General features: G+C 72.8%; 12 protein-coding genes. 5 read left to right on the top strand and 7 right to left on the bottom strand.

All coding sequences use genetic code 11. The annotated features are described in order from the left end of the window. Window positions 1–827: MFS transporter (locus E1292_RS46965; RefSeq protein WP_165975121.1), on the top strand; the 827-nt coding region annotated here is incomplete at its 5' end. A 50-nt stretch (window positions 828–877) separates the two neighbouring features. On the opposite strand, the gene E1292_RS46960 is transcribed toward E1292_RS46965, so the two are convergent. Genes E1292_RS46960 through E1292_RS46950 form a run of 3 tightly spaced genes read right to left on the bottom strand, consistent with a single transcriptional unit; the run spans window position 878 to window position 3,473 of the window. Further along, window positions 878–1,489, bottom strand: coding sequence for a class I SAM-dependent methyltransferase (locus tag E1292_RS46960; protein WP_132606285.1), 612 nt, complete (start codon window positions 1,487–1,489; stop codon window positions 878–880). Further along, window positions 1,486–2,100: a TIGR04282 family arsenosugar biosynthesis glycosyltransferase gene (locus E1292_RS46955; RefSeq protein ID WP_246090891.1), complete on the bottom strand. Its 615-nt coding sequence runs from the start codon at window positions 2,098–2,100 to the stop codon at window positions 1,486–1,488. Before E1292_RS46955 ends, E1292_RS46960 begins: the two co-directional genes overlap by 4 nt. Window positions 2,101–2,129: 29 nt before the next feature. After that, complete coding sequence (locus tag E1292_RS46950) at window positions 2,130–3,473, bottom strand: glycosyltransferase 87 family protein (protein WP_246090889.1); 1,344 nt, start codon at window positions 3,471–3,473, stop codon at window positions 2,130–2,132. 139 nt (window positions 3,474–3,612) lie between these two features. Here E1292_RS46950 and E1292_RS46945 point away from each other — a divergent pair, with 139 nt between their 5' ends. Continuing rightward, window positions 3,613–4,584 (top strand): NAD-dependent epimerase/dehydratase family protein, encoded by a 972-nt coding sequence (locus tag E1292_RS46945; RefSeq protein WP_132606287.1) that lies wholly within the window; start codon window positions 3,613–3,615, stop codon window positions 4,582–4,584. After that, the gene (locus E1292_RS46940; RefSeq protein ID WP_132606284.1) at window positions 4,581–5,237 is read left to right on the top strand and encodes a glycosyltransferase family 2 protein; all 657 of its coding nucleotides are present in this window, start codon (window positions 4,581–4,583) and stop codon (window positions 5,235–5,237) included. Before E1292_RS46945 ends, E1292_RS46940 begins: the two co-directional genes overlap by 4 nt. Before the next feature lie 9 nt (window positions 5,238–5,246). Here E1292_RS46940 and E1292_RS46935 read toward each other — a convergent pair whose 3' ends face one another. The 3 genes from E1292_RS46935 to E1292_RS46925 all read right to left on the bottom strand — a co-directional run bounded on the left by E1292_RS46935 (window position 5,247) and on the right by E1292_RS46925 (window position 7,259). Next, window positions 5,247–5,828, bottom strand: coding sequence for a hypothetical protein (locus tag E1292_RS46935; RefSeq protein WP_132606283.1), 582 nt, complete (start codon window positions 5,826–5,828; stop codon window positions 5,247–5,249). 115 nt (window positions 5,829–5,943) lie between these two features. Continuing rightward, on the bottom strand, window positions 5,944–6,819 hold the full coding sequence (locus tag E1292_RS46930; protein ID WP_132606282.1) for an NAD(P)H-binding protein: 876 nt from the start codon (window positions 6,817–6,819) through the stop codon (window positions 5,944–5,946). Then, the gene (locus E1292_RS46925) at window positions 6,816–7,259 is read right to left on the bottom strand and encodes a nuclear transport factor 2 family protein (protein ID WP_132606281.1); all 444 of its coding nucleotides are present in this window, start codon (window positions 7,257–7,259) and stop codon (window positions 6,816–6,818) included. The genes E1292_RS46930 and E1292_RS46925 overlap by 4 nt, the downstream gene beginning before the upstream one ends. 96 nt (window positions 7,260–7,355) lie before the next feature. Between E1292_RS46925 and E1292_RS46920 the strand changes: the two genes are divergently transcribed. Together E1292_RS46920 and E1292_RS46915 are read left to right on the top strand one after the other, a co-directional pair. After that, on the top strand, window positions 7,356–7,964 hold the full coding sequence (locus E1292_RS46920; protein ID WP_132606280.1) for a TetR/AcrR family transcriptional regulator: 609 nt from the start codon (window positions 7,356–7,358) through the stop codon (window positions 7,962–7,964). 126 nt (window positions 7,965–8,090) lie between these two features. Next, window positions 8,091–8,822: an aminoglycoside phosphotransferase family protein gene (locus E1292_RS46915; protein ID WP_132606279.1), complete on the top strand. Its 732-nt coding sequence runs from the start codon at window positions 8,091–8,093 to the stop codon at window positions 8,820–8,822. 244 nt (window positions 8,823–9,066) lie between these two features. On the opposite strand, the gene E1292_RS46910 is transcribed toward E1292_RS46915, so the two are convergent. Beyond that, window positions 9,067–9,939, bottom strand: coding sequence for a hypothetical protein (locus E1292_RS46910; RefSeq protein WP_132606278.1), 873 nt, complete (start codon window positions 9,937–9,939; stop codon window positions 9,067–9,069). Window positions 9,940–10,411 lie beyond the last annotated feature (472 nt).

The raw sequence follows: 10,411 nt of genomic DNA, 5'->3' as shown, positions 1-10,411 counted from the left end.
GGGTGGACCTGGCGGGGGCCGCGCTGATCGTGGGCGCGACGGTGAGCCTGCTGCTGGTGGCCGAGTGGGGCGGCCGCGTGCACGCGTGGGACTCCGGAGTGATCCTCGCGCTGGTCGGGGCGCTGGTCGTGCTGGCGGCCCTGTTCGTGTGGCGGGAGCGACGTGCCGCCAACCCCCTGCTCCCGCCGCGGTTGTTCGCCGACCGCACGCTGCGGGTCGTCCTGCCCGCCGGCGCGCTGCTCGGCGCCCTGCTCGGCGGCTCCGTCGTCTATCTGCCCACCTATCTGCAGGCGGCGCACGGCATGGGGGCCACCCAGGCGGGCCTGGCGCTCAATCCGTACGTGCTGACCTTCATGGCGGTCTCCTCGCTCGCCGGGGCCCGCATCGGCGCGGGCGGCCGGTTCAGGCCGTACCTGATCGCCGGCTCGGCGATCGCGGCGGTCGGGTTCGGCCTGCTGGGCACGCTCGACCCCGGCGCCGGCTACGTGCTGTTCGCCGTGGAGATCGGCGTGCTGGGGCTCGGCTTCGGCCTGCTGATGCAGAACCTCGTGGTCGTGGCGCAGAACGCGGCCGACCCCGCGGACCTCGCCGCCACCACCTCCGCCACGGTGTCGGTGCGCGGCCTGGGCCTGTCGGCCGGCGTGGCCGCCGCCGGGAACCTCCTCACCCGGGAGCTCCACGGCCGCGCCCCCGGTCCCGAGTCGATGGCCGCGGCGATCTCCGACGTTCTCCTCTGGGGGGCGCCGGTCGCCGTCGTGCTGGTGGCGCTGATGGCCGCGCTGCCCAGGACGGTCGATCGCCCCGTACGGGGAGAAGCCTCCGCATGACGCTGCCCGACCGCCGCCGCGCTCAGGCCCGGACCGGGACGTGTCCTGTCCTAGTGCAGGCGTGCCAGCCAGCGGCCGTGCGCGGTCCAGCAGTCGACGTCCACGAACCCGCCGGCCAGCCCGATCCGCCGGATGTCACTCGCCGAAACGGTCGCCCAGCCGAACCATTCGCCGGCCAGCGGCCCCCGGCGTAGCCGGAGCCGGTCGACCCGGCTTCGTGTCCCGGGTGGCGCGACCTCGGCCACGATCGTGCCACCCGGCCGCAGGAGCTGCCTGACCCTGTGCAGCAGCGCTTCCGGGTTGCCGCCGATGCCGATGTTGCCGTCGGCGAGCAACGCCGTCGCCCAGCGGCCGCTGCCGGGAATGTCGTCGAAGACGTCCCGGAGCAGGGCGAAACCCCCGGCGCGGCGGGTCAGGGCGACGGCGCGCGGTGTGATGTCGATGCCGAGCGCGCGGATCCCCCGCCGGGTCAGCGCCGCCGTGAGACGTCCGGGACCGGAGCCGATGTCCAACGTGGGGCTGGAGCAGCGGCTCAGGAGCTCCTCGTCCCCGTCGATCGGCTCGAACCAGCGTGCGGTCTCCAGCGTGGTGCGGGTGCCGTCGACGTATTCGAGCTCGGCGGTCTCTCCCGCGAGGGCGTCGGCGTAGAGTTCCCCGATCATCGGCTCAGCTCCCGCAGCGTGGCGGCGAAGCAGGACGCGGGCGCCTCCGCGGCCGCGGCGGCGGCGTCCGCCGCGGTGTCGACATCGGTCATCTCGGGCAGGTGGTGCACGGCCAGCCCGGCGCGTTCGAGCCGGTCCAGCTGGAGCTTGCCGGTCTCCGGATGTGACATGGGCACCCCCAGGAGCAGCCCGGGGTCCGGTCGCCGCAGGCCGAGCAGCCAGAAGCCGCCGTCGGCGGCCGGGCCGTACACCGCGTCGTGCCGCTCCAGCGCCTCCCCGGCCGCGCGCAGCAGCGCGGGGGTGACCTGCGGGGTGTCCATGCCGATCAGTACGACGGGGTCCGGCCGCAGCCGGTGGGCGTCGCCGAAGGCCGCCGCCAGGCGCTCGTCCAGGCCTGAGCCGCGCTGCGGGATCACGACGAACCCCCCGGGCAACCAGCGGCCCGGCAGCCCGTCGAGGGCGAGCACTCGCTGGGTGGCCGGTGCCGCGGCGACGGCGCGTACGCTGTCGCGGAGCGCGGCCTCGGCGAGGGCGGCGGCCCCGGCCGGGCTGTACGGCGGGGTGAGGCGGGTCTTGACCTTCCCGGGCAGCGGTTCCTTGGCGATGATCACGATCTGGAACGGGTGATGGCTCAGCGTGCTCAGTCCTTCCGGGAAGCTGACGGCAGACGTCGGCGGGCCTGCGCCGGGCGGGGCCGGCGGACGGCCCAGCAGATCAGCACGGCCAGTGCGGCGGCGGCGTAGAAGGGGGTGCCGAGGCTGTCGGGGTCGGCCGGGCCTGCGGTGTAGGCGACCGCGCCCGCCAGGGCGACGCCCAGCCATTCCCCGCGTCCGTCCATGGCGACCAGCGCGACGACCAGCAGCGCGTACCAGGAGTAGCCGGGGGTGAACAGCAGCAGGAGCGAGCCGCTGACCAGCAGCGCGCCTCGCCAGGGCCGGTCGGCATCGCCGTACCGCAGGACGAGGAGGACGACCAGGCCCATCAGCGCGATCGCGACATAAGGGGCCCACGAGTCCGGCAGGAGCAGCCGCAGGACCGCGTAGCGGTTGCCGTGGCCTGCGCCGTCGTAGCGCTCCTCCTTGAGGTAGCCCGGCAGGTATCCCAGGACGGCGGTTCCCGAGGCCAGCACGTAGGGCAGGTAGGACAGCGCCACCACGAGAGCGGCGGGCACCACGGTGACGAGGACCCGCCGCCACGCCACGCCGTTCGCCAGCACGCCGGACAGGGCGCCGGGGAGCGCCGTCGCGGGCAGCAGCTTGGCCGCCACGGCGGCGCCGAGCAGCGTGCCGCGGGCGCGACCGGCGCTGACGGCGCCGAAGGCCAGCACCACCAGCAGCACGCCGAGCATGTCGACGTGCGCGTTGTTCACGGCCTCGATCGGCACCGCGGGGCACCACGCCCAGCACGCCGCCCGCCGGGCCCCCGCGAGCCGGCACAGCGCCACCAGCGCCAGCACGGCCATCACCCAGCCGCCGAGCTGGAGGGCCTTGTGCCGGGAGCCCTCCGGCGACAGCCAGTGGATCAGCAGGAAGTACCCCTGCGCGACCGGCGGGTAGATCGTGGGTTCGGCGGGGCGGTTGATCCTGGTGCAGCCGTCGCCGGGCAGGGGCCACAGGCGGGGGGCGTCGCAGCGGGGTGGGAAGAGCCAGTCGTCGCGTAACCGGACGAGCTCCGGGTCGGACGGTGGATGGTCGTAGGGGGAGATGCCCGCGGCCTGCACCCGGCCGTCCCACGCGTACCGGAAGGAGTCGGTGCTGCTGCTCGGCGGGGCCGCCAGCCCGGTCGCGGCCAGCGTGATCCCGCCGGCGACGACCAGCGCGCCGAGCCGCCGTTCCGGCACCCGCCTGGCCAGCCACAGGGCGGCCGCGAACAGCGCCCAGGCCGCCAGGGTCCAGCCCAGGCCGGGCGGCCCGGCCACCATCCTGAGCAGGACGGCCGCCAGGGCGGCGAGGGCCCCGCTGACGAGGAGCCGGCTTCGGTTCACACGCGGCAGCCTCGCATCCCGGGGCCGTCCCAGAGCCGTGGCGGCGTCCTCCGTTCGCCCTCCGTAAGAGCCCTTACGAACCGCTTACGTCTCTTCGGCGCGGCCGGGGCGACGGGTTAGCGTCGGCGGCGTGAGAGTGATGGTCACCGGCTCGGCCGGTTTCATCGGCGGACACGTGGCCGAGACCCTGAGCGCGGCGGGTCACGACGTCGTCGGCCTGGATCTGCGCGACGGCGCCGACGTGCGCGACGCGGCGATCCTGGACACGCTGCTGCCGGGCGTCGACGCCGTCGTGCACCAGGCCGCCATGGTGGGTCTCGGCGTGGACGTCTCCGACCTGCCCGACTACGCCTCGGTCAACGTGTACGGCACCGCCGTCCTGCTGGCCGCCATGGCCAGGCACCGGATCGGACGCCTGGTGCTCGCCTCCTCCATGGTGATCTACGGCGAGGGCGACTACGAGTGCGTATGGCACGGCCGGGTCCGGCCGGGGCCGCGTGCCGTGCCGGACCTGGAGCAGGGCCGGTTCGAGCCGGCCTGCCCGCAGTGTGGCGAGCCGGTGCGTTGCGCCTCCATCGGAGAGGACGCCTCACCCGATCCGCGCAACGCCTACGCCACCAGCAAACTCGCCCAGGAACACCTGACGGCCAACTGGGCCAGGGAGACCGGCGGAAGCGCCGTGGCGCTCAGATACCACAACGTGTACGGCCCGCGCATGCCCCGCGACACCCCCTACGCGGGAGTGGCCGCGATCTTCCGCTCCGAGCTGGCGGCGGGCCGGGCTCCGAAGGTGTTCGAGGACGGCCGCCAGCTCCGGGACTTCGTGCACGTGCGCGACGTCGCCCGTGCGAACCTGGTGGCGGTCATGGCCCCGGCGCGACCCGGTGCGCTGAGGGCCTACAACATCGCCAGCGGCGCCCCGCACACCGTGGGCGAGATGGCGGACGCGCTGGCCGCCGAGCAGGGCGGGCCGACCCCGGAGATCACCGGAGGCTACCGGCTGGGCGACGTCCGCCACATCGTCGCCTCTCCTGAACGGGCCGGCCTCGAACTCGGCTTCCACGCCGAGATCGGCTTCGACGCGGGGATGAAGGAGTTCGCCCGATCATGACGGTTGACGTGATCCTTCCCTGCCTGGACGAGGAGGCCGCGCTCGGCTGGGTCCTCGGACGCATGCCCGCCGGTTACCGTCCTCTCGTGGTCGACAACGGCTCGACCGACCGCTCGGCCGAGATCGCCCGCGATCTCGGCGCCCACGTCGTCCACGAGCCCCGGCGCGGCTTCGGCGCCGCCTGCCACACCGGCCTGCTGGCCTCGACCGCCGACGTCGTCTGCTTCATGGACGCGGACGCCTCACTCGACCCTCGCCAGCTCCCCGCGGTGGTGGCACCCGTCACCGGCGGCCACGCCGATCTGGTCCTCGGCGCCCGCCGGCCGCGAACCGCAGGTGTCTGGCCCTGGCATGCCCGGATCGGCAACGCCGTCCTCGCCCGCACCCTGCGCCGCCGCACCGGGGCCCCGCTGCACGACCTCGGGCCGATGCGGGCCGCCGGGCGGGCGCGGCTCCTGGACCTCGGACTGACCGACCGCCGGTTCGGCTACCCGTGCGAGATGGTCCTGCGAGCCGCCGCCGCCGGCTGGAAGATCACCGAGGCAGAGGTCGACTACCTGCCCAGGGCGGGACGCTCCAAGGTGACAGGGACCGTCCGCGGCACCCTGCAGGCCGTCTCCGACATGCGGCGGGTCATGGCCGAACTCGGGTGAGCCCCGCCGCTAGAGCTTGCCGTCGAGGAACACGACGCGGTGGCCGGCCAGACGGGCGGTGAGCCCGGCGACGAAGCCGGTGCGGAGCGGCGGCCAGTTCCAGAACCTGAAGCCGAGGTGGCCGAACACGAAATAGTCGTCATCCCACCGCCAGCCGGCCGGCTCGACCGGCCGGCCGCAGGACGGGCAGGGGATGACGACGTCGCGCCCTTCGTCCCAGCCGTGCACGACGTCGCGGAAGGGCTCCCACGCCTGGCGGTCGAGCTGGAAGTCGTCGTCCATGAGCTCGACCGTCGCCGAGCAGTGCGGGCAGCTCACGGCCGTCGGGTCGCCCTGCCCTCCGTCGAAGACCGTGCGCCCGACGTTGATCTCCAGGCCGCCCTGCCACGGCCCGCTCCAGCCGGAGGCGTCGACCACCTCGCCGGCGCGCGGGCCTGACGGGTGGCCGAGCTCGGCGCCCAGGATGCAGTGGGTGCGCTCGGCGGAGACCACGCCGGAAGAGACCAGCCAGCTCCGGACGCCCTCCGCCAGAGCGCCCGCCTCCTCGGGCGACGCCTCGACGTCCACGATCGTCTGGAACCAATCCCCCACGACTCTCCTCCTGCCCGTCCACCGAAGAACGACGTGCAGCCTACGGCCGCCCACCGACAGAACTCCTCTCGGACAGCGGGCGCGGGCTCTAGTGCGACGTCCGGGCCCGGCCGCCTCACCGGCGTGCCGTGACGGGCTCGCTCGCGTCGCCGGGAGCGGTGAACGCGGCCCGGTGGCCGGCGACGAACTCGGCGAACGATCGGGCAGGGCGCCCGGTCACGTCCAGAACGGTGCTGGTCACCCGGTCCTCCGCGCCACGCCCGATCTCCTCGTCGAGAGCGGCGAGCATGCCGGCGTAGGCGGGGGGCAGGCCGGTGGCGACGAACCGCTCGGCCATCGCGGCGGCCTCGACGGGCCGGTGCCGTACGGTCCGGCCGGTGACGTCGGTGATGACGGCGGCGGCGTCGGCGTAGCTGAGCGCCTGCGGGCCGGTGATCAGGTGGTCGGTGTCGTGCGGCGCGGCGTCCAGCAGCGCCCGTACGGCGACCGCGGCGATGTCGGCGGCGTCCACGAACCCCACCCGGCCGTCACCGGTCGCGGTGACGATCTCGCCGCCGGCGCGGATGCCCTGCGCGACGGGGTGGTCGCCGGTGAAGTTCTGCATGAACCAGGACGGCCGCAGGATCGCCCATTCCGGCGCCGTCGCCCGCACGACCCGAGGCAGGGCGCCGATGCCGGGCGCGTCCTCGGGCAGGGCGGACGAGCTCAGCAGCACCGCCCGGCGCACCCCGGCGTCCACCGCGCCGGTCAGGAACGACCGCACCAGCGGAGCCGGGTCGAGCGAGTCGGCGGGGGCGATGAGGTAGATGCCGTCCACCCCGGCCACGGCGGGACGGTGGGTGTCCGGATCGTTCCAGTCGAACCGTACGTGAGCGGGGTTTCCGACGGCCGGTGACCGCGTGGCGATTCGTACGGCGGCGCCCTGCTCACCCGACTGGGCGGCGACCCGGCTGCCGGTGGTGCCGGTGCCGCCGATGACCAGCACGCTCACGCGCCCGCGCTCCCGCCGGTGAAGGCGGCCGTCATCGCGTCGAGCCCGCCCATCGCCTCGGCCGCGGCCAGCGGGCTCCAGTAGTCGCGGCAGTGCACGATCTCGCCGTCGCGTGCGGTGACGACCGTGACGTAGCGCATCGTGTACGGCTGGCCGGTGGCCACCACCACCCCCGCGATCTCGAACTCCGCGACGGCGACGGCTGGATCCGCCGTCTCGTGGACCACCTGCTCGGTGATCTCCTTGACGTCCAGCAGGTCGGGATAGCCGCGCAGGTAGTCCTCGACGGCGGCCCGGCCGTCCAGCCGGGCGGGGTAGCCCTGCGGTGCGAACGGGAACTCGATGACCCCGTCGACGGCCCAGAGCCCGGCGTAGCCGATCATGTCTTTGGCGAGCAGGCGCCTGAGCGCTTCTGCGATGAGGTCGCGCGCGGTGGTCATGGGTCCCTCCCCGGGATAGCCGAATGGACGATACGGTGCCGTCCCGTTCATCATAGGACGGGACGGTACCGTATCGTCCACATGTATGCTGCGGGCATGACCGGACGTACTCGCCGCCCACCGACCGGTGCGGCCGTTCTCCAGCCGCATATCACCTCCGCGATCACCGAGGCCGTGCTGGACGAGCTGGCCGAGCGCGGCTACGGGCGGCTGTCCATGGAGGGGGTGGCCCGGCGCGCGGGCGTGGGCAAGAGCGCGCTCTACCGGCGCTGGCCGTGCAAGCAGGACATGGTGCTCGCGGTGCTGTCGCAGATGAGCGTGCCGCTGGCCGAGTTTCCCGACACCGGATCGCTACGCGGCGACCTGATCGCCGGCCTGGGCGCCGTCCACGACTGGCTGACCCACCCGCGGTTCGTCCTCATCCTGCCCGACCTGACCGCCGAAGCCGCCCGCAACCCCGCACTGGCCGAAGCGATCCAGGCCACCATCGGCACCCCCCGGCGGCAACTCGCCTCGGCCGCCCTGCACCGCGCGGTCGAACGCGGTGAGCTCCCCGCCGGCCTGAACCTCGAACTCGCCCTCGACCTGATCGCCGCCCCCATCCACTGGCGGCTCAACGTGCGCCGGGCGCCCATCGAGCCCGGCTACCTCGAAGCCCTCGCCGACCACCTCATGCGCGCGCTGGGAGCCACGGAACGCCACTGAGCCATGCACGATCACCTCGGCGGCAAGCCCGCCGCCTCCGTCGCCCTCTACGAACGCTTCGTCTCGCTGGTGGAGACGTCGGCCAGGGCGGCCACCTCAGATGAGCCGTAGGGCAGGTCACGCACCATGACGGAAGAACCGCTCAGCGGCGGCAACAACGCCCTCGAAGTCGTCCGGGTGGGCGACACCGTCCGGCGCGCCAGGGATTCCAACGCCGCGTTCGCCGCCAGGCTGCTGAACCACCTGGAGTCCGCCGGCTACCCCTACGCGCCGCGCCACCTCGGCGTCGACGAGCGGGGGCGTGACGTGCTCGGTTACATCCCCGGCGCGACCACCGACCACCCCAGCCAGCGGGCTCCAGGGGCGTACGCGCGCGGCGGCCGGATGCTGAGCGAGCTGCACGAGGCGACCGCCGGACACGCCCTGGCGGCCGGTCGAGAATGCGTCCTGCACGGTGATCCCGGGCCGTTCAACACCATCTTCCGCGACGGACTGCCGGCCGCCTTCATCGACTGGTCGTCGTGCCGTCCCGGTGACCGGCTGGACGACCTGGCGTACATGGCCTGGACGTGGTGCGTCCAGGCGCGGGGCGACGTGCCGATCGCCGAGCAGGCCAGGCACCTGCGCGAGCTGCGCGACGGGTACGGCGGCGGCGAGGCCGAGCGGCTGCTCGAGGCGATGGTGCGCAGGCAGGGACACATCGTCGAAGCCGAGACGGCGAACGCCGCCGACCCCGGTCTCCCGCCTGCCCGCCGCCGGCACGCGAGGGCGGCCGTCGCCTGGGCCGCGTCCGACCGTGAGATCGTCTGCCGGCAGTGGCCGCTCCTGCTGTCGGCCCTGCGTCCTGCCGGGTCATGAGCGCTTCGAGAAGAGGGCCGCGCGGAGGCGGCCCGCCCGGCGATCAGAGAAAGGACGTCCCTGATCGCCGGGGGAGGGGGATGGCCGCCGCGGCGTCGGGGGGTCGGCGCGCCGCACCCCGCCCGTCCCGTACGCTGCCGGTCACACGCGATCGGCAGGTCGGGCTCCGGCGAGGTGGCGTCCGGCGCGCGCGGAGGATCACGATGGCCGCGGCTTCACCGGGATCCTCGGCTCTTACGAGCTGTCAGCCCTTGCTCCAGATCGCGGCGAAGGTGTTGCCCGCGGTGTCCAGGACCACCGGCTTGTAGCCCAGGGCCTTCATCTTGGTGTTCTGCAGGGTGTAGGTCACGCGGGACAGGTTCAGGTGCTCCTTCAGGCCGGCCGTGCTGCCCTTGCTCCACACGGTGGTGTAGAGCTGACCGGGCTCGATGGCCATGAGGACGGGGCGCAGGCCCTGCTTGGCCATGGCCAGGAGCGCCTTGCCGCGCTCCTCCACGGTCTGGCCGAGGCTCACCTTGACGGCTCCGGTGGCGGCGCCGGCGACCCAGACGGCCGCGTAGAGCGGCTTCTCGACGGTGCCGTAGACGTCGACCGAGGCGAGGCTGAGGCCGGCGCCGCCGAGCTGGGCGTTGAGCTTCTGGAAGACCTCAGCGGTCATGTTGAACTTGGCCTCGGCCTTGGCGGAAGACTTCTTCTCGAAGACCGCCGCGAAAATGGCGCCAGGGCCCGAGCCGGTGCCGCTGATGATGGTGGGCACGTAGCCCAGCTTCAGCTGCTCGGTGATGCGCTTCTGCAGGTCGATGGCCGTCAGGCCCTGCAGGACGTTGACCTTGCGGGTGACGTCCTTGACCCAGAGAGACGCGTACTGGGGGTTCGCCGCGTTCGTCACGCTCAGCGCCTGCGGTACGTAGCCGCTCTTCAGCAGCTGCTTGACGCGCTTCAACTGTGCCAGAGGGTTGAGTCCCTGGATGGGAAGCACGTCGTCCAGCGGCAGGTTCTGCTGGATGGCCGTCGTCGCGGGCTGCGCGGCGGCTGCAGGGGACGCAACAGCCAGCAGGGGAGCGGTGGCCGCCGCCAGAGCGGTGCTGATGGCGATGATCCTTCGGGCGCTCCGCATGATCCTCCTCGGGTAAAGGGTGTCCCAAATTTTCGGGCAGGAAGGGACCATAACAGAGGATGAGGGAAATTTGACCATGCGTCATGGTGATCGTGATGCGGCTGTGTCAGATCGTTCACGCCTAGAATGCGATTCGATAACGGGCGCCGAACGGGCGATATTTCCGCAGGTCAGACTGTGTGTCGCGAGCAAGATCATCGGCGGAATGGCACGGTCTAATTAGCCGATCTGGTGCTCCGAATTTGCTTCCTCGCTCGATATTCAGCGTTCTTCGTAAAATGGGCATCTCGGGCATTTCGGTCCCAGTGTTGTGGCAGGGCTCGTCGGCTTGATCATCATCACGCTCCGTGGGCCCCCGGAATCAAGCGATCTGCTACCGGTCACCAAGGATCTCCAGTAACAATGACCCACTGTGAGTCACGAACCCCAGCACATCGGCCCATACACCATCGTTCGCCTGCTGGGGGAGGGC

Source organism: Nonomuraea deserti, from assembly GCF_004348685.1.
In the GTDB taxonomy this organism is placed as follows: domain Bacteria; phylum Actinomycetota; class Actinomycetes; order Streptosporangiales; family Streptosporangiaceae; genus Nonomuraea; species Nonomuraea deserti.
The sequence above is the reverse complement of the archived record's forward strand: the minus strand, read 5'-3'. Positions and strand labels throughout refer to the sequence as shown.

Coding starts and splice junctions, on each gene's coding strand:
- E1292_RS46960 (WP_132606285.1), bottom strand. CDS start 1,489: ATGATCGGGGAACTCTACGCCGACGCCCTCGCGGGAGAGACCGCCGAG.
- E1292_RS46945 (WP_132606287.1), top strand. CDS start 3,613: ATGGTCACCGGCTCGGCCGGTTTCATCGGCGGACACGTGGCCGAGACC.
- E1292_RS46940 (WP_132606284.1), top strand. CDS start 4,581: ATGACGGTTGACGTGATCCTTCCCTGCCTGGACGAGGAGGCCGCGCTC.
- E1292_RS46925 (WP_132606281.1), bottom strand. CDS start 7,259: ATGACCACCGCGCGCGACCTCATCGCAGAAGCGCTCAGGCGCCTGCTC.
- E1292_RS46920 (WP_132606280.1), top strand. CDS start 7,356: ATGACCGGACGTACTCGCCGCCCACCGACCGGTGCGGCCGTTCTCCAG.
- E1292_RS46915 (WP_132606279.1), top strand. CDS start 8,091: ATGACGGAAGAACCGCTCAGCGGCGGCAACAACGCCCTCGAAGTCGTC.
- E1292_RS46910 (WP_132606278.1), bottom strand. CDS start 9,939: ATGCGGAGCGCCCGAAGGATCATCGCCATCAGCACCGCTCTGGCGGCG.